Source organism: Streptomyces sp. NPDC001549 (assembly GCF_042894025.1).
Taxonomy (GTDB): Bacteria; Actinomycetota; Actinomycetes; order Streptomycetales; family Streptomycetaceae; genus Streptomyces; species Streptomyces kutzneri.
This window is the reverse complement of the sequence record NZ_JBIAVJ010000012.1, coordinates 173,074-190,073: the sequence shown is the minus strand read 5'-3', so window position 1 is coordinate 190,073 and position 17,000 is coordinate 173,074. Positions and strand designations below refer to the sequence as shown.

The window sequence follows — 17,000 nt, the reverse complement described above, 5'->3', positions numbered from 1 at the left end:
TTATGTGATCAAGGTACTGTTCCCTCTTTGTGAATGCATCGGGTGGAGGGGCGCGACGCCGTGGGACTGACCGAACAGATAGCCCGTTACCGTGAAGGATCGGGGGATCCGGCGAGTCTGGTGGGGGAGTTCCGCCGTACTGCCCTGCTCGTGCCGCTCACCACGGCTGACGGTGATGAGGACGCCTCACCTCCCGGTGATGCCGCTGGCGGTCTGATGGCGGCGGTGTCGGGCGGGATCCGCTGGCTGTACGCGTTCACAGAAGAGGAGGCCCTCGTCCGCTTTGCACAAGCGCGCGGAGAGGGCGGCCGGGACTGGCCGTACCTGGCGATGCTCGGCGCCCGGCTGATGGATGCGGTGGTGCCGGAGTCGGACGGTCCGACGGGCGTCGCCGTCAACGTGGCGGACGGCGACGGGGCGATGCTGTTCCCGCCGGTGGCCGGGATCGTCCCGGATGCCTTCGCCGTCGACCTGCGCCAGGATGCCGACAACGACCGCGGGGCGGTGGCCTGATGGCGGGCGACGGTGACCTTGAGGTCTCCCCACAGGCGGTCGCGGCGGTCCAGAGCGGTCTGCGGGCGGCGATATCGGAGCTGCGCGAGTCCGGGGACGCGGCGGGCGCCTCGCAGGGCGCCGGTTTCGAGAACCTGTCGATGACGGGGATGGAGACCGGGCACGCAGGGCTGGCGACCGACTTCGAGGACTTCTGCGAGCGCTGGGAGTGGGGTGTGCGCGCCCTGATCCAGGACGCGTCGACGCTGGCCGCGAACCTGGGGATCGCGGCGGGGACGATGTGGGAGGAGGACCAGTACATCGAGGGCGCCTTCAAGGTCGCCGCGAACGCCGCGTACGGAAATCCGTACGCGAGCGAGGACGAGATCGAGAAGAAGAAGTGGGGCGACATCTTCCGCGCTGACGTCTACAAGCCGGACTACAGCGACGAGTCGTTCGAGAAGGGCGCCAAGGACATCAAGCAGACCTGGTCGGACACCAAGGACACGGTGACCTCGAACGGCAAGATCGGTTCGTTGATGGACCTGCTGGACCAGTCCGGCGTGGGCAATGGGGGGAAGCGCTAGATGGGCTGGCGGGATTGGGTACCGGACTCGGCGGAGGACTGGGCCGAGGACCGTGCCGAGGACGTCGGTGACTTCGTCGAGTGGGGCGGCGACAAGGCTGCCGGCTGGGCCGACGAGGTCGGCGCGGACGGCGCGGGCGACTGGCTCCGCGAGAAGAGCCGCTCCGCCGCGAACCAGCTCGGCGCGGAGGTCGCCGAGCTCGAACTCGGGCAGACCGAGGACCCGAAGAAGCTGGTCTTCGGCAGCCCTGCCGAGATCCGTGCACAGGTCGCCCACCTGAACGACTTCAAGAAGGCCTTCGAGTCAGTCGGGAACGGCCTGAAGAACCTCGCCGAGCCCGACGGGCTCAAGGGCGCGGCCGCCACCGCGTTCCGGGAGTCCGTCGCGAAGGAGCCGCCGCGCTGGTTCGACGCGGCCGACGCCTTCGGGAAGGCCGCCGATGCCATGGGCCGGTTCGCCGAGACCGTCGAGTGGGCCCAGGGCAAGGCCAAGGAGGCGCTGGAGGACTGCAACAAGGCGCTGAAGGCCTCCCAGGACGCCTACGACGCGCACGAGAAGCTCCGCAAGACCTACAACGACGCCCTGAAGGCGAAGTCGGAGCACCTGCCGCCGCGGCCGTCGGACGAGTACCCCGACCCCGGGAAGGAGATGGAGAAGGCCGCGAAGGAGAAGCTCAACAGCGCCCGCAAGCAGCGCGACGAGCAGGCCGAAACCGTCGCGGCGGCCGTCCGCGCGGCCCGGGACTCCGCCCCGCCCAAGCCCTCGTACAGCGAGCAGTTCGCCGACGGCGTCGACTACCTCGACCTGGCCTCCACCCACCTGGTCGGCGGCCTCGTCAAGGGATCCGCCGGCGTGGTCAACTTCGCGCGCGGCCTCAATCCGCTCGACCTGTACAACCTGTCCCACCCCGCCGAATACCGGACCAACCTGAGCTCCACGGCTGCCGGCCTGGTCGTCATGGCCAACGACCCCGTGGGCGCGGGCAAGCAGATGCTCGACGAGTTCATGAAGGACCCCACCGAAGGAGTCGGCAAACTCATCGCCGAAGCCATCGGCTCCAAGGGCACCGGCGCGGCCAAGCGGCTCGCCACCGCCACCAAGCACCTGGACGATGCCAAGGGCCCGGCCCGCAACGGACTGGACACGGATGGTCCGCACCCCTCGGAACGGCCGGACAACGCCAAGACGAGCGGTAAGACGGACCCCATCGACTTGGCGACAGGGCGGATGTACCTCCCCCAGACCGATGTGGTCCTTCCGGGTACGCTCCCCCTCGTCTTCAGCCGCCGAGCGGAATCCGGGTACACCGCCGGACGCTGGTTCGGGCCGACCTGGTCGTCCACGATCGACCAGCATCTGGAGATCGATCCCGAGGGCATCGTTCTCGTCACCGAGGACGGCCTTGTCATCGCCTATCCGCACGGGGCGCCCGGCATTCCGGTACTACCCGTCTCCGCGTCGGCGCCGCAGCGCCGGCTCGAGCGCCTACCGGAAGGTGACTGGACGGTCACGGACCCGGTCACCGGCCACTCCCGCCGTTTCAGCCTGCCTGCCGGATCCACCGCGGGAGACGAGTACGGCGAGGTGCACGGCATTGCACCGATCGTCGAGCTGGAGGATCGCCACGGCAACCTCATCACGTTCGAATACGACGAGCAGGGCACTCCGAACGGCATCAGCCACAACGGCGGTTACCGACTCCGCCTCGATTCCGCCGATGGTCGCATCACTGCGCTGCACCTCGACGGTGGGCCGCGCATCCTCTCGTACGGTTACACCGACGGGAGCCTGACCGATGTCACCAACTCGTCCGGCCTGCCGTTGCGTTTCACCTACGACGAGCGCGCACGCATCACCTCCTGGACCGACAGCAACGGGAGCAGCTACGCATACACCTACGACGAACTCGACCGGTGTGTCGCGGAAGCAGGAGAAGCCGGTCACATCGCCCTGACCATCACGTACGGGGAGGCCGACCCCGAAACTGGCCTCCGTACGACCCGGTTGACCACGGCTGCCGGCCAGTCCCACCGTTACCTCATCGACAAGCGCTGCCGAGTCGTCGCGGAGATCGACCCGCTGGGTGCCCAGACCCGCAATACGTACGACCTCAAAGGCCGCCGACTCGCCCAGATCGGGTCGCTCGGCATCACCACGCAGAACGCCTACGACGATGAAGGGCGTCTGGTCTCGGTCACGCGTCCGGACGGCCGCGCGGCACGAGCCGAGTACGACGTACACGGGAACGCGGTCAAGTTGGTTGGCTGGGACGGCAATGTCATCCGTCAGACCTTCGACGATCGGGGCAACCGGACGTTGATCACTCGAGCAGACGGTACCGTCACCCGGTATACCTACAACGAACGTGGGCACCTCACCACGATCACGGATCCGCTTGGGTCGGTGACCCGTATCTCCTGCAATTCGGCAGGTCTTACCGTAGCCGTCACAGACCGGCTGGGCGCCACCACCGCGTGCAAGAGGGACGGCTTCGGACGGCCGATCGAGGTCACCGATGCCGCGGGCGGGGTCACCCGCACCGAATGGTCAGTCGAAGGCAACCTGCTGCGCCGGGTCGGACCGGATGGCGGGGAGCAGCGTTGGGTTTACGACGGCGAGGGCAACTGCGTCTCGGAGGACGACGGTTCCGACACGACATCCACGCGCTTCGAGTACACCCACTTTGATCTTCTTGCTGCGCGGACCGACGCGGACGGTGCACGCCATGAATACACCTACGATGCCGCCCTGCGCCTGACAGGGGTACGAAATCCGCAGGGCCTGCTCTGGGAGTACGAGTACGACGCGGCCGGAAGGCTTGTCACGGAGACGGACTTCGACGGTCGCTGTCTGCGCTACGAATACGACGCGGCATCACGGCTCGTCGCCCGCACCGACGCGCTGGGACAGCGGGTCACGTACGAGCGCGACACCATGGGCCAGGTCATCCGCAAGGACGCTCAAGGCTTTGTGACGTCGTACGAGTACGACACCTTCGACAAGGTGGCAAGGGCTGCCAGCGCCGACTCGGTACTGGTCCGTCTGCGTGATCGCACGGGACGGCTCCTGCAGGAGACCGTCGACGGTCGCACCCTCACCTTCGACTATGACGCCACTGGCCGTCGTACGGGTCGAACCACTCCGACCGGCGCGAGTACAGAGGCTGGGTTCGATGCGGTGGGGCGTCGAGAGACGCTCACCACCTCCGGACGGCCGATCTCGTTCACTCGCGACGCTCTGGGCCGCGAGATCGGCCGCGCATACGGTGACGTGGTGTCCTTGGCCAGCAACCGGGACGCGGTCGGCAGGCTGACGGGCCAGTTGTTGACCGACCGGGACGGGCGCGTTCTTCAGCGCCGCGGCTACGCCTACCGCGCCGACGGACACCTGACCGGCATGGACGATCTCCTTGCCGGGCCGCGCACCTTCGAACTCGACGTGCTCGGCCGCGTGACGGCGGTCCACGCCGAGGACTGGACCGAACGGTATGCCTACGACGTGGGCGGCAACCAGACGTCGGCCTCTTGGCCCGAATCCCACCCGGGCGGCCAGGAAGCCGGCGGTCCCCGCATCTACGACAACGGTCGGTTGGTCCGTGCGGGTGGAGTGCGGTACGAGTACGACGGACTTGGTCGCATCACCCTCCGCCAGAAGACCCGGCTGTCGCGCAAGCCCGACACTTGGCTGTTCAACTGGAACGCTGAGGACCAGATCACCGAGGTCACCGATCCGGCCGGCACCCGATGGCGGTACACCTACGACGGACTCGGCCGACGCACCGCCAAGGATAGGCTGACGGCCGACGGCCGGGAGGTGGCCGAGCGGACGGTCTTCACTTGGGACGGCGAGGTGCTGTGCGAGCAAGTGACCCATTCTCCTGCAGGCAGTCGGTCGACCGGAGTGGCGATCACCTGGGACCATCAAGGCTCCATACCCATCGCACAGACCGAGCGCGTCCTCTCGGACGCAGAAGTGGTCGATGAGCGATTCTTCGCAATCGTCACAGACCTCATCGGTGCACCTCGCGAGCTGGTGGACGAAGACGGCAACATCGCCTGGCGAACCAGATCCACCCTCTGGGGCAGCACAACATGGAATCGCGATGCCTCCGCGTACACTCCGTTGCGGTTTCCCGGCCAGTACTACGATCCCGAATCAGGTCTGCATTACAATTATTTCCGCACCTACGACCCGGAAACCGCTCGGTATCTTTCCCCCGACCCGCTAGGGCTGGCCCCTGCTGCAAACCCAGTGGCCTACGTCCAGAACCCTCATCGGTGGGCCGACCCGCTCGGCCTCTCTCCGTACGATCTGGAGGATTTGGGTGACGGCTGGTTCCGTAGCCGGGAGGGGCTGGACTACGGACCGGGTCGGAACGGCGAGCATCGGATCACGCATGTGATGGACCATGGACATCCGAATCCCTCCAAGCCTGATCACGGTGTCTTCGATACGGGTAGCAAGGGCATCCTCGAAACAGTTGACGAGGCGTGGGTGCAGCGAGACCTTGCCGTGAATGTGAACGTCCAGGGGGCGCGTACCACCTATATCATCCCCATGGGCAGACAAGTCGGCTACGAATTCGGGCAGGACTATATATCGATAACCGTCGAGCACGGAAATGAAGTTATCACCGCCTTTCCCAGGAGCTTCCCATGAGTAGCAAGGTCATCTGTCGTCACTGTCAGCAGGACTGGCTGGCCCAGTACGAAGTCAAATCCACGGGCGAGGAGTTCTTTATGTGCCCGGAGTGTGAATCGATTTGGCTGGGTCGCCAGGACACGTCCGAGGAGACGGAGGACTATCTCAGCGAGTTCCTTGAGTCGAGAGGGCTCTCTTGGGGTGACCTCGAAAGGCGGGAATCCTAGCTTTGGGGCGAGATGCAGGTGGCCTCGAGCCGTCACATTCCGCCTGGGCTCCGAGCGGGTCCGGCTCGTCCCGGTCCGTGGTGCTGACGCTCGTCGCGCGGCCGCGCCGGGGCGGGGCGGATCGGACGGACCGACTATGACCGTGAAGCTGGCCCTTGACGGCGACTGGACCGCGACGGTGACGGGGGAACCCCTGGGCATGGCCCCGCGTTTCGATTTCCGGGACTTCTGCGTGCGCGTCGCGCCGTACGCGGACGTGGAGGAATGGCAGCGGTTCCTCGGCGAGACCTTCGGCAGCCGGCCGTGGCTGTGGGACACCCCCGACGAGCTCTGCTTCGACCCGGGCTCCCGGGAACTGGTCGGCGTCGTGGTCCAGTTGCCCTGCGGGGACACCGATGCCGAGGACGCGGCCCGTGTCCCGGTGGCACCGCTCGTCCGCCCGGCCGGTCTTCGCGCGGAGGAGGTCCGGGACTTCCGCCTGGAGGTGACCACGGAGCTGTGCCGCGCCCCCGGGGACACCGTGCTGACCTGCCTGCGTGACCTCGACGTTCTCGACGAGCCTCTGGAAGCCCGCATCGGCATCGCCCCCGACGTGGCGCTCCTGGTCCAGCACGGAACCGTCGTCGGCTGGAGCCTGACCGACCCGGTGCGCTACCTGACCACCACCTTTGCCCCGCCTGATCCAGGTGCCCCCGCCCCTGCCACCCGGCTCCTGTTCACCGCATGCCTGGATCTGGTCACCGTGCCGCTGATCGACGAGGTGACGGACCGCGAGCCGGCCGCCCTCGCCAGGCTGCGGGCCGCCGACGAGGCCCTGCGGAACCAGCGTGAGGACCGGCACCGGGCCGACGCCCTGTCCGCGCTGATCGCCGACCTGGTGGAGAACTACGGGAACCGGTGACGCGGTGGGCCCCGCGGGGCGGCGCCGGGGAAATGCCGGGCCCCGCGGGGCCGCATCGCACAGGATGAGGGCATGCGAACCCTCGTGCTCCTCGACGCCCCCTCCAATCTCGGGCTGCGCCCGCCCGCGCCCGGCACCGTGCCGGGCGTCTACAAGCTCGCCGGTGCCCTGCGCGAGCAAGGGCTGCTGGCCCGGCTCGGTGCCATCGAGGGCGGGGAGGTGGTGCCGCCGCGCTACGACCGCGGCGACTGGCGGGAGGGCGACGGCGTGTTCCACGCCGAGGCCCTCGCCGCGTACACCGTCACCCTCGCCGACCGCATCGAACGGCACCTGCGGGCGGGGGAGTTCCCCGTCGTGCTCGGCGGCGACTGCTCCATCCAGCTCGGCGCGGCCCTCGCCATGCGCCGCCTGGGACGCTACGGCCTGGCCGCGATCGACGGCTCCGCCGACTTCCGCCACACCGGCAACGAGGCCGTGAACGGACCCGTCGGCGCCGCCGGCGGCGAGGAGCTGGCCCTGTCGACCGGCCGCGGCCAGGCGGATCTCGCCGACCTGGAAGGGCGCGGCCCCTACCTGCGCGACGAGGACGTGCGGCTCTTCGGGCTGCGCGACGGCGACCCGGACCTCGCCGAGCTGCACGCGGCCGGGATCTCCGTCGCCACCGTCGGGGAGATCCGCCGGCGCGGCGCGGGACCGGTGGCCCGGGCGGCCCTGGACGGGCTGCACCCGCCGGAGACCGCCGGGTTCTGGGTGCACCTGGACGCCGACGTGCTGGACCCGGCCGTCATGCCGGCCGTGGACAGCCCCGACCCCGGCGGCCTGCTCCCCGACGAACTCGCCGAACTGCTCGCCGTCCTGGTGGGATCACCGCGCTGCGCCGGGCTCAACGTCACGATCTACGACCCGGACCTGGATCCGGACGGACGTGCGGGCGCCCTCCTCGCCGACCTGGTCGCGGGCGCCTTTGCGTAATCCTGACCGGTGGTGATCCGCGGAACCCCTGTGCACCGGCCGCCGTGGCGTGTTCCATTTCCTTCATGGCCACCACCGTCCGACGTGCCGTACTGACCCTCCCCGCAGCCCCGTTGGGCCCGGACAACCCGCTGCCGGCCCTGCGCGCGCCCGACGACGCGCACGTACTGGACGAGCGTGCGCGCGAGGGGATGCCGCGCGACATGGCACGGCAGATCGGCTACGAGCCACTGCGCTCGCTCCTGCCCGTACGGATCCGCGACGGGTACGGACGGGAGCGTGTGGAGCGGGAGTTCGAGTCGATCGTCATCGAGAACGACCACCTCCGGGTCACCGTGCTCCCGGGCCTGGGCGGGCGCGTCCACTCGCTCGTGCACCTGCCGACCGGCCGTGAACTCCTCTACCGCAACCCGGTGTTCCAGCCGGCCAACTTCGCGCTCAACGGGGCCTGGTTCTCCGGCGGCATCGAGTGGAACACCGGTGCGACCGGACACACCACCCTGTCCTGCGCCCCGGTGCACGCCGCGCTCGTCCCGGCCCCCGACGGGGGCGTGATGGTCCGGCTGTGGGAGTGGGAGCGGCTGCGCGACCTGCCCTTCCAGGTGGACCTGTGGCTGCCGGAGGACTCGGAGTTCCTCTACGTCGGCGTCCGCGTGCGCAACCCGCACGAGCGGCCCGCCCCCGTGTACTGGTGGTCCAACATCGCCGTCCCGGAGGACCCCGGCACCCGGGTGCTCGCCCCCGCCGACGAGGCCTGGCACTTCGGCTACGAGCGCGCGCTGCGCCGCATCCCCGTACCGGAGTGGGAGGGCGCGGACCGCACGTACCCCCTGCGCGGCGAGTATCCGGCCGACTTCTTCTACGAGGTCCAGGGCGGGGCCCGGCCCTGGATCGCCGCCCTGGACGCCGCCGGGCACGGGCTCGTGCAGACCTCCACCGCGCGGCTGCGCGGGCGCAAGCTGTTCGTGTGGGGCGCGGGCGGCGGTGGCCGGCGCTGGCAGGAGTGGCTGACCGAGCCGGGCACCGGCGGCTACGCGGAGATCCAGGCCGGGCTGGCCCGGACCCAGCTGGAGCACGTACGGCTGGAGGGCGGGTCGGAGTTCAGCTGGCTGGAGGCGTACGGGCCGCTGTCGGCGGATCCGGCGCAGGTGCACGGCGCGGACTGGGCGGCGGCCCGCGGCGCGGCCGAGGGTGCGCTGGACGCCGCACTGCCGCGGGAGCGGGTGGACGCGGCGTACGAGGCGTGGCGGGGCCGGGCCGACACCGAGCCGGGGGAGCGGCTGGCGCAGGGCTCCGGCTGGGGCGCGCTGGAGCTTCTGTGCGGGGGATTCGAGCTGCCGGGCACCCCGTTCGCGGAGGACATGCTCGGGGAGGAGCAGGAGCCGTGGCTGCAGCTCTGGCGCACGGGCGTCCTGCCGGCCCCGCCCCGGGTGGTCCCGCCGGGGCCGAGCCTGGTCGCCGCGCACTGGCGGGACATGCTGGAGACGGCCGCGGCGGATCCGCTGACGGAGTACCACCTGGGCGTGGCCCAGTGGCATGCCGGGGACGTGGCCCAGGCGGTACGCAGCTGGGAGCGCGGGATGGCGCTGGCCCCCTCGCGGTGGCCGCTGCTGCGGTGCCTGGCGGTGGCGGACGCCCTGGCGGGCGACGCGGAGAGGGCGGCCGACGGATTCGCGGCGGCCTTCGAGGACCTGGCCGTGGAGAGCCGAGGCGGCGAGCCGTGGACGGCCGCCGAGTCGGCGCTCGGCCAGGAGGCGATGGCCGCCCTCCTCGCGGCGGGCCGGCTGCCGCAGGCCCGCGCCGTCTGGGACCGGCTGCGGCCCGCCCTGCGCGAACAGGGCCGCTTCCGGCTCCTCGCGGCCCGGCTCCTCGCGGCGGAGGGGCATGTGCGGGCGGCCCGCCGGGTCTTCGAGGACGGCTTCGAACTCCCGGACCTGCGGGAGGGTGAGGAGACCCTCGCCGAGGTCTGGTCCACCCTCACCGAGTGCCCGCTGCCCGCGCGCTACGACTTCAGGATGCGGCCGCCTACTTCTTCTTGATCCCGTCGAAGCAGAGCACGAACCGCTTGCCGGACCCCTGCTGGGGCGAGGGTCCCTGCGGCGGTCCGGTCATGGGTGTGTCCCCCGGTGTGCGTGAGATGCGTATTGACGTGCACACGCTATATCAACGGGCAGGCACTCCCGAGGGCGAGGCCGCCCGGCGTCAGGCCCGGCACAGGATCTCGGCGTTCAGGACCGAGAACCACGCGTCGGGTTCCGCGCCCCAGGCGTGCCAGGCGTCGGCGACGGCCGCCAGGTCCGCGGCCGTCGTGTGGCCGCCGCCGGTGGCGACGGAGGCGTACGCGGAGGCCTGCGTACGGTCCGCCCACAGGGCCGACCACCACGCGGTCTCCTCCGGGGTGGCGAAGCACCAGGCCGTCGCCGAGGAGGCCACGTCCGTGAAACCGGCCTGCCGGGCCCAGGCCCGCAGGTGGCGGCCCGCGTCCGGTTCGCCGCCGTTGGCGCGGGCCACCCGCCGGTACAGGCCCAGCCAGTCGTCCAGGCCCGGCGCGGCCGGATACCAGGTCATCGCCGCGTAGTCGGCGTCGCGCGCGGCCACGATCCCGCCCGGCCGGCACACCCGCCGCATCTCGCGCAGCGCCTGGACCGGGTCGCCCACGTGCTGCAGCACCTGGTGGGCGTGGACCACGTCGAAGGAGCCGTCCGGGAAGTCCAGCGCGTGGACGTCCGCGGTGGCGAAGGACACGGCCTCGCCCAGGCCGCGCTCCTCGGCGCACGCGCGGGCCTGCTCCAGGACGTCCTCGGCGGCGTCGACCGCGGTGACGTGCCCGCCCGGCGCGACCAGCTCCGCCAGGTCCGCGGTGATCGTGCCCGGGCCGCAGCCGACGTCCAGCACCCGCATCCCGGGGCGCAGCTCGCCGATCAGGTACGCGGCGGAGTTCTCGGCGGTGCGCCAGCGGTGCGAGCGCAGCACCGACTCGTGGTGGCCGTGCGTGTAGACGGCGGTCTCCTTGGCTGCGGCTTCCCTGGTGGCGGTTTCGCCGGCGGTGTTCATGGCCGGACCCCTCCTCGTTTCCTCGTCGAAGCGTTGTCCCCACCGTAGACGATCAGTTCGTCATCTGAGATCGGCGTTTTGACATGTGGACATGGATGGTGTGCGCCAAGGGGATCGGGTGGGGCGGTGGCAGGCTGATGCGGGTGCGAGGAGAGTGGCAGCAGGGGGACACATCCCCATGGCAGAGGGCGGTGAGGGTCATGACGGACACGCTGCTCGAACGGCACGCCGAGGCGCTGAGGCTCTTCGGCGAGCGGGTGCGTGACGTCCGCGGCGGCCAGTGGGGAGAGCCGACCCCGTGCACGGAATGGAACGTGCGGGAGCTGGTCAACCACGTCACCGCGGAACAGCTCTGGATCCCGCCGCTGGTCGCCGAGGGCCGGACCGTCGAGGAACTGGCGGGCAGGTTCTCCGGCGACGTGCTGGGCGACGACCCGGTCGCGGCCTGGGACCGGGCCTCGGCCGCCGCGCACGCCGCCTTCGCCGCGTCCGGCGCGATGGACCGGACCGTGCGCCTGTCGTACGGGCCCGCGCTCGGATCGGCGTACTGCTCGGAACTGACCGCCGACTGTGTCGTGCACACCTGGGACCTCGCCCGGGGCATCGGCGCGCAGGACCGGCTGCCCGACAGCCTCGTCGAGTTCTCGATCAAGGAGATCATGCCGTACGCCGACGGGCTCGCGGCCAGTGGCGCGTACGCCGAGCCGGTGGAGGTCCCGGCGGGCGCGGACGCGCAGACCAGGCTCCTGGCGATGGTGGGGCGCAAGGGCTGACGCGCGAGGCGGGGATCCCGCACAACAGGCATATGGCCTTAAATAATCGTATAAAGGTCAGGTCTGGCGGGGCGCCGTGGGCATCGTGGGGCACCGCGGTGCGTCGAGGGGTCCGGCGGGCGTGGCAGGGCGAGCGCGGAAGGCGGGAAGCGGTGGCGGGGATGCAGCGCACGGCGGCGGAGGGCCGCGGCCCGGTCCGGTACGGCCCGCCCGCCCCCCAGCCCGGCCTGCCCGTGCTCCCCGAACTGCTCTCCGTGCTCGCCGCGGCCGCCGGACGCGCCGCCCCCGAACCCGCGGGCGGCGGCGAGGCCGTACGGGCGGCCGCCTGCCGGCACTGGGGGCGGCGAGGGCTCACCACCTCGCCCGAGAACGTGGCCGCGGGCCCCGGAGCACCCGCGCTGCTCCTGGCCCTGCTCGGGGCGTACGGGGGAGACGTGATGCTGCCCCGGCCCTGTCCCGCCTGGTGGACCCCGCAGGTCCGGCTGCTGGGACGGCGGGCCTATCACGTGCCGACCCCGGCCGAGTGCGGCGGAGTACCCGACCCCTACGCCCTGCTGGAGACCGTCCGGCGGGTGCGCGCCGAGGGCGGCGACCCGCGCGTGCTGCTGCTGTCGGTCGCCGACGACCCCACCGCGACCGTGCCGCCGCCCGAGATGCTGCGCGAGGCCTGCGAGGCCGCCGAATCCGCCGGACTGTTCGTCGTCAGCGACGAGAGCTGGCGCGACACCGTCCACCGGCCCCACGAGACCCTGGTCCTGAGCCCCGCCGAGATGCTCCCCGAACAGGCGGCCGTCCTCATCGACCTGTCCGGGGCGATGCTGCCGGCCGGCTGGCCCGCCGCCGTCGTCCGCTTCCCCGACACCCCGCGCGGGACCTGGCTGCGCGCCCGTACCCTCGACGTCCTCACCGCCACCGGGGCGATGGTCGCCGGACCCGTCGCGGGGGCCGCCGCGCACGCCCTCGACGAACCCGACGCCGTCGCCGGGCGCGCGAACGCCGCCGCCGCCCTGCACGGGGTGGTGGCTGCCGCCGCGCACCGGCGGCTGCTGGAGGCCGGGGCACTGGCCCGGCCCCCGCAGGCCGGCCGGCACCTGTACGCCGACCTCACCCCGCTGCGCGCCGGACTCGCCCGGCACGGGGTCGGCGACGCGATGGAGCTGGAGGACTGGCTCGGCGGCCGGCTCGGCGCGCCCACGCCCGGCGGGCAGCGGTTCGCCGACGAACTGGGCGCGCTGCGCGTGCGGTTGTCCACCGGACCGCTGCTGGGCGCCACCCCGCAGGAGCGGCTGGCCGCGCTCACCGCCCGCGATCCGCTCGCGCTCCCGCACGTACGCGACTCCCTTGAACTCCTCGGATCAGTCCTGGCCGGGCTGGCCTGACCACCCGACCCCGCTGAACGGAGACTTCGCGATGAGGGACCGGACGGATGCCCCCGCCCCCGCCCCCGCGCATGACCCCGCCCCCGCTCATGCCCCCGCCCATGACCCTGACTCCGGACCCGACCTGGCCCCCGCGGCGCCGGAGCGTGCGTCCGCGCCGCGCCCGCTCGGCGCACACCGCCGTTGGCCCCGCTCGTTCGCGGACCGGCTGCCCCGGCACACGCCCCTCTTCGTACCGGCGGGCCCGGCCGGCTGGTTCCGCCGCCGCGGCTTCACCCGGGTCACCGACCTCGACTGGTGGGAATCGGCTACCTTCGTCCTCTCCGCGGAGCCGGTCATGGAGCCCCTGCACCGCACCCTGGCCGCCTGGCACCGGGCCGGCCTGCCCCGCGAGGACCTCTGGGACCTGCCGATCGGCGCCTCCCGCACGCTGGTCCCGGAGGCCTCCCGGACCGGCGGGTGAGCGGCTGCGCCCGGCTCAGTGGTGCCAGGCCTGACCGCCCACGTTGTGGATGAACCGCTGGAGCACCTTGAGGGTGATCAGGTACTCCTCGTCGGAGATTCCCGCGTGCCGCTCGTCCCACAGGTCCTTCTGCAGGGCCGCGGCCCTGTCGAAGAACTCCCGCCCCTCGGGGGTCATCTCCAGGCGCCCTCCGGCGTCCTCGGTGATCCAGCCCCGGACGATGACCGTGTCCATCTCCTCGGACAGCGCCTCCTCGCCCACCGCGAGGTAGCCCCGCAGGGTCTCGGTCAACCCGTCCCGGGTCCTGACCTCGTCGCCCGCCAGGGCGACCCGGGCGAGGATCCACCACTGGGGCTGGGTGGTACCGAGCTCGGCGAGCGCGCCGCGGGTGCGGCTCACGATCGCGTCGTAGGCGGCCCAGCTCCAGTAGCCGATGGGCTGGCGGATCAGTTCGGCGTCGTCGTGCGAGTACTCCATGGCGGATCGACTCCCCGTCGGTGGTGCGGCGTGGTGCGGTGTGGTGCGATGGACAAGACCCTATGAACTCAACCGCACTTGAGGTCCAGCCCGCGGCGGGACCCGTCCCGATTCCGCCCCTGCTGGGGTGCAGCGGGGTGTGGCTGGGGTGCAGCGAGGTGGAGGGGACGCCTCCCCTGGTAAATCGGGTGGTTCCACCCGCTTCGGGGGCCGAGCGCGACGGTCGTGATGCGCGTATGAAGACCTTCCGGGCGAGCCACCGCCTCCCGGCCCTGCTGGCGCCCTGTACGGCCCTCCTGCTCGCGGGCGGCTCCCTTTCCGCCGGATCGGCCGCCCTGGCCCTCGCGGACCCGTCACCCGCACCCACACCCGTCACCCCGGCCACGGCCGGTGCCCCCGCCCCCGTGCCCGCCCCCAGTCTTACCCCCGTCCCCACCACTCCGGCGCTGAAGCCCATCGACCCGGCCGCCTTCCAAGCCTCCGTCGAACGCGCGGCGAAGAAGCTCATGGTCCCCGGCGCCCTGGTGCTGCTGCGTACCCCGCAGGGCACCTACCGGGCCGTCGTCGGCACCGTCGAGCGGGGCAAGGCCGATCCGCCGGACGTGCGGGACCACTTCCGGATCGCCTCCAACACCAAGACGATGACCGCAGCGCTGATCATGCTCCTCGCCCAGGACGGCAAGCTGCGACTGAGCGATCCGGTGTCGGAGTACGTGGCGGACGTACCGAACGGCGCGAACATCACCCTCCCGGCGCGGCAGGTGCGGCGGGCGCCGCGCAGCCCGGTGACGTACGGTCGTCGCCCGCCGGCCCGCCCCTGTACGTGTCCGACTACGGAAACAACCGGGTGGTGCCGGTCCGCGAGACGGGCGGCGGACAGGTCACGCTCGCCTCCACCGGCCGCAACACGCCGACGGGCCTCGCGCTCCCACCGGCCGGCGCCCGGCCGGGACCCCACCGGGACCGGTAAGAACCCGCAACGAGATCGCGTGGTGGAACGGCTCACCCGCCGTCGTCCGCCGGGACCCGGTCGCGACCTGGACCGAGGCCGACTGCCCCGGCCGGGGGCCGGCTCAGGGGCGTGGCCGCAGGCGGCGCCGGAGCGAGGGGCCCGCGCTGATCGCGAGGGCCAGGCCGACCGCCAGGGCCACGCCCTTCCAGGGCTCCGCGAAGAGGGTGCCGCCCAGGATGCCGATCAGACCGTACGTCGCCGCCCAGGCCAGGCAGGCCGGGGCGTCGCCGCGGGCGAAGCGGCGCAACGGCATCTGCGCCAGGAGGCAGGCCAGCATCACCGGGATCCGGCCCGCCGGGACCAGCCGCGACAGGACCAGGACCAGTACCCCGTGCTCGTCGAGCCGCGTCCGCGCCTGCTCCAGCCGCTCCGGTGTGGCCCGGCTGCGCAGTGTCTCCAGCCAGCGCGAACCGCCCCGTGAGCGCACCCCGCGCTGCCCGAGCCAGTACAGCGTCATGTCCCCGGTGAACGCCGCCAGCGCCGACACCGCGAACACCAGCAGCACCCCGTAGGGCGGAGACTGGTGGTGGAAGGCCACCACCGCCGCCGAACTCACCAGCGCACCCGTCGGGATGACGGGTACCAGCGCACCCATGGCCACCAGCAGGAACAGCGCCGGGTACCCCACCGCCTGCTGGGTGCTCTCCGGCGGCACCTGGCCGGCCGCCGCCGCGAGCTCGCGCCACGTCACGGCAGTCGCACCCGCTCGCCGTGCTGCGGCACCCGTACGGTCACCTTGGGCGCCAGGTGCCGCGCGAGCCGCTCGAACTCCTCGCCCGGCGCGTGGAATTCATGCGGCCGCACCGCGTCCATCCCGACGGGCCAGTACGTCCCGTAGTGCACCGGGACCGCCGCCGCGGGCGCCAGCCGGGCCAGCGCCTGTGCCGCCCGCCCCGCGTCCAGGTGCCCCGGGCCGAGGTACGGCCCCCAGCCGCCCACCGGCAGCAGGGCCACGTCCACCGGCCCGACCTCCTCGGCCATCGTGTCGAACAGCCCGGTGTCCCCGGCGAAGTAGGTCCGCGCCGCGCCCCGCACCACGTAACCGAGCGCCGGGCACAGGTGCGGCCCGAACGGCAGCCGGCGTCCGTCGTGCCGCGCGCCGACCGCCCGGATCCGTACGCCGTCCCGTACGGGGACCTCCTCGCCCGGCACCACCTCCGTCACGGCCAGCCCGCGCAGCCCGGCGACCCGCGCCAGCCCCGGCACGGCCCGGCGCGCCCCGCGCGGCACCAGCAGCCGGGTGCCGGGCGCGAGCCGGGCCAGCGAGGGCAGGTGCAGGTGGTCGGCGTGCAGATGGGAGACCAGCACCACGTCCGCCACCGCCGCCTCGGGCGGGGGCACCGCCCCGCGCCGCCGCCGCAGGTGCGCGAGCCGCCGCGCGAACAGCGGGTCCGTGAGCAGCCGGACCCCGGAGTCCTCGACGGTGCACGTGGCATGACCCCACCAGGTGATCTCCACCGGCACCCGGCCCTCCCTCCCTCGCGCCTCGTTCACGAGCCTAAAGTCTGCCCCGCGCGGCCGCTCGGAACCGGATCTCGGCCGCCCCCTCCTCTACGGCGGAGTATCGGAGTAGGGTCCGGCGGCATGGAAGAGTTGCGCGTGGCCGCGATCACCAGCCTGGCCCCGCTTGAAGACCTCGACGCCGACCCCTTCGCCGTGGACACCCGCGGCCAGCACGCCATGTGCGCGCGCTGGGCCGCCGACCGGGGCTACGTCGTGACGAAGCAGCTGCTGGTCTACGGGCTGCGCGCCGATCACTGCGGGCTCTGGTCCGACGTCGACACCGGGCAGGTCGACCTCTTCGTCGCGGCCAACCACCGGGTGCTGGCCCGCGCGCTGCGCTCCGTCGAGGAGTTCACCGCCGAGTGCGAGCGGCGCGGCGTACGGCTGGAGACCGCCGGGGGCGAGGAGCCCCGGTACACCTCCGCGATGAAGGCCGAGGTGCACCGCAGGCTGTCCATGCCGACCGCCGGCTACGACGGCACCTGACCGGACCGGACCGGACCGGACCTGAGCTGAGCT

Annotated in this window: 15 protein-coding genes and 2 pseudogenes; 13 read left to right on the top strand and 4 right to left on the bottom strand. The window is 72.0% G+C overall.

What is annotated here, in order from left to right; translation table 11 throughout:
• Nucleotides 1–60 precede the first annotated feature (60 nt).
• The 7 genes from ACFY04_RS21375 (at nucleotide 61) to ACFY04_RS21345 (ending at nucleotide 9,859) form a co-directional block, all read left to right on the top strand.
• A complete protein-coding gene (locus tag ACFY04_RS21375) occupies nucleotides 61–513 on the top strand; it encodes an SseB family protein (protein WP_389118746.1) in 453 nt (150 codons plus the stop codon).
• Nucleotides 513–1,079: a hypothetical protein gene (locus ACFY04_RS21370; protein ID WP_389118744.1), complete on the top strand. Its 567-nt coding sequence runs from the start codon at nucleotides 513–515 to the stop codon at nucleotides 1,077–1,079. The genes ACFY04_RS21375 and ACFY04_RS21370 overlap by 1 nt, the downstream gene beginning before the upstream one ends.
• Nucleotides 1,080–5,738, top strand: coding sequence for a putative T7SS-secreted protein (locus ACFY04_RS21365; RefSeq protein ID WP_389118743.1), 4,659 nt, complete (start codon nucleotides 1,080–1,082; stop codon nucleotides 5,736–5,738).
• Entirely contained in the window at nucleotides 5,735–5,947 is a 213-nt protein-coding gene (locus ACFY04_RS21360) for a hypothetical protein (protein WP_389118742.1), read from the top strand. Before ACFY04_RS21365 ends, ACFY04_RS21360 begins: the two co-directional genes overlap by 4 nt.
• A 136-nt stretch (nucleotides 5,948–6,083) precedes the next feature.
• A complete protein-coding gene (locus ACFY04_RS21355; RefSeq protein WP_389118741.1) occupies nucleotides 6,084–6,848 on the top strand; it encodes a hypothetical protein in 765 nt (254 codons plus the stop codon).
• Nucleotides 6,849–6,920: 72 nt separating this feature from the next.
• The gene (locus ACFY04_RS21350) at nucleotides 6,921–7,820 is read left to right on the top strand and encodes an arginase family protein (protein WP_389118739.1); all 900 of its coding nucleotides are present in this window, start codon (nucleotides 6,921–6,923) and stop codon (nucleotides 7,818–7,820) included.
• A gap of 65 nt (nucleotides 7,821–7,885) precedes the next feature.
• Nucleotides 7,886–9,859, top strand: coding sequence for a DUF5107 domain-containing protein (locus ACFY04_RS21345; RefSeq protein WP_389118737.1), 1,974 nt, complete (start codon nucleotides 7,886–7,888; stop codon nucleotides 9,857–9,859).
• A 163-nt stretch (nucleotides 9,860–10,022) separates the two neighbouring features.
• Here ACFY04_RS21345 and ACFY04_RS21340 read toward each other — a convergent pair whose 3' ends face one another.
• Entirely contained in the window at nucleotides 10,023–10,874 is an 852-nt protein-coding gene (locus ACFY04_RS21340; protein WP_389118736.1) for a methyltransferase domain-containing protein, read from the bottom strand.
• Nucleotides 10,875–11,074: 200 nt separating this feature from the next.
• On the opposite strand from ACFY04_RS21340, the gene ACFY04_RS21335 reads away from it, so the two are divergent.
• The 3 genes and pseudogenes from ACFY04_RS21335 to ACFY04_RS21325 all read left to right on the top strand — a co-directional run.
• Nucleotides 11,075–11,647 carry a TIGR03086 family metal-binding protein gene (locus ACFY04_RS21335; protein WP_389118735.1) on the top strand — a complete coding sequence of 191 codons (573 nt, stop codon included), beginning with the start codon at nucleotides 11,075–11,077 and terminating at the stop codon, nucleotides 11,645–11,647.
• Nucleotides 11,648–11,808: 161 nt separating this feature from the next.
• Nucleotides 11,809–13,026: an aminotransferase class I/II-fold pyridoxal phosphate-dependent enzyme gene (locus ACFY04_RS21330; protein WP_389118734.1), complete on the top strand. Its 1,218-nt coding sequence runs from the start codon at nucleotides 11,809–11,811 to the stop codon at nucleotides 13,024–13,026.
• A gap of 205 nt (nucleotides 13,027–13,231) precedes the next feature.
• Nucleotides 13,232–13,489, top strand: a pseudogene (locus ACFY04_RS21325) (hypothetical protein); the annotation flags it as partial.
• A 15-nt stretch (nucleotides 13,490–13,504) separates the two neighbouring features.
• On the opposite strand, the gene ACFY04_RS21320 reads toward ACFY04_RS21325, so the two are convergent.
• Nucleotides 13,505–13,966 carry a MarR family transcriptional regulator gene (locus tag ACFY04_RS21320; protein WP_389118732.1) on the bottom strand — a complete coding sequence of 154 codons (462 nt, stop codon included), beginning with the start codon at nucleotides 13,964–13,966 and terminating at the stop codon, nucleotides 13,505–13,507.
• 62 nt (nucleotides 13,967–14,028) lie between these two features.
• Here ACFY04_RS21320 and ACFY04_RS21315 point away from each other — a divergent pair.
• Nucleotides 14,029–14,703: pseudogene (locus tag ACFY04_RS21315) on the top strand (serine hydrolase); the annotation flags it as partial.
• Between the two features lie 86 nt (nucleotides 14,704–14,789).
• Nucleotides 14,790–14,936 (top strand): hypothetical protein, encoded by a 147-nt coding sequence (locus tag ACFY04_RS21310; RefSeq protein ID WP_389118730.1) that lies wholly within the window; start codon nucleotides 14,790–14,792, stop codon nucleotides 14,934–14,936.
• 103 nt (nucleotides 14,937–15,039) lie between these two features.
• Here the strand turns inward: ACFY04_RS21310 and ACFY04_RS21305 are convergent, their stop codons facing one another.
• Together ACFY04_RS21305 and ACFY04_RS21300 are read right to left on the bottom strand one after the other, a co-directional pair.
• Complete coding sequence (locus tag ACFY04_RS21305; RefSeq protein ID WP_389118812.1) at nucleotides 15,040–15,573, bottom strand: DedA family protein; 534 nt, start codon at nucleotides 15,571–15,573, stop codon at nucleotides 15,040–15,042.
• Nucleotides 15,574–15,665: 92 nt separating this feature from the next.
• Entirely contained in the window at nucleotides 15,666–16,442 is a 777-nt protein-coding gene (locus ACFY04_RS21300) for an MBL fold metallo-hydrolase (protein ID WP_389118811.1), read from the bottom strand.
• A gap of 120 nt (nucleotides 16,443–16,562) precedes the next feature.
• Here ACFY04_RS21300 and ACFY04_RS21295 point away from each other — a divergent pair, with 120 nt between their 5' ends.
• Nucleotides 16,563–16,967: a hypothetical protein gene (locus ACFY04_RS21295; protein WP_314246320.1), complete on the top strand. Its 405-nt coding sequence runs from the start codon at nucleotides 16,563–16,565 to the stop codon at nucleotides 16,965–16,967.
• The last annotated feature ends 33 nt before the right edge of the window (nucleotides 16,968–17,000 follow it).

Coding starts and splice junctions, on each gene's coding strand:
- ACFY04_RS21330 (WP_389118734.1), top strand. CDS start 11,809: ATGCAGCGCACGGCGGCGGAGGGCCGCGGCCCGGTCCGGTACGGCCCG.
- ACFY04_RS21365 (WP_389118743.1), top strand. CDS start 1,080: ATGGGCTGGCGGGATTGGGTACCGGACTCGGCGGAGGACTGGGCCGAG.
- ACFY04_RS21340 (WP_389118736.1), bottom strand. CDS start 10,874: ATGAACACCGCCGGCGAAACCGCCACCAGGGAAGCCGCAGCCAAGGAG.
- ACFY04_RS21320 (WP_389118732.1), bottom strand. CDS start 13,966: ATGGAGTACTCGCACGACGACGCCGAACTGATCCGCCAGCCCATCGGC.
- ACFY04_RS21350 (WP_389118739.1), top strand. CDS start 6,921: ATGCGAACCCTCGTGCTCCTCGACGCCCCCTCCAATCTCGGGCTGCGC.
- ACFY04_RS21360 (WP_389118742.1), top strand. CDS start 5,735: ATGAGTAGCAAGGTCATCTGTCGTCACTGTCAGCAGGACTGGCTGGCC.
- ACFY04_RS21305 (WP_389118812.1), bottom strand. CDS start 15,573: ATGGGTGCGCTGGTACCCGTCATCCCGACGGGTGCGCTGGTGAGTTCG.
- ACFY04_RS21370 (WP_389118744.1), top strand. CDS start 513: ATGGCGGGCGACGGTGACCTTGAGGTCTCCCCACAGGCGGTCGCGGCG.
- ACFY04_RS21355 (WP_389118741.1), top strand. CDS start 6,084: ATGACCGTGAAGCTGGCCCTTGACGGCGACTGGACCGCGACGGTGACG.
- ACFY04_RS21335 (WP_389118735.1), top strand. CDS start 11,075: ATGACGGACACGCTGCTCGAACGGCACGCCGAGGCGCTGAGGCTCTTC.
- ACFY04_RS21345 (WP_389118737.1), top strand. CDS start 7,886: ATGGCCACCACCGTCCGACGTGCCGTACTGACCCTCCCCGCAGCCCCG.
- ACFY04_RS21295 (WP_314246320.1), top strand. CDS start 16,563: ATGGAAGAGTTGCGCGTGGCCGCGATCACCAGCCTGGCCCCGCTTGAA.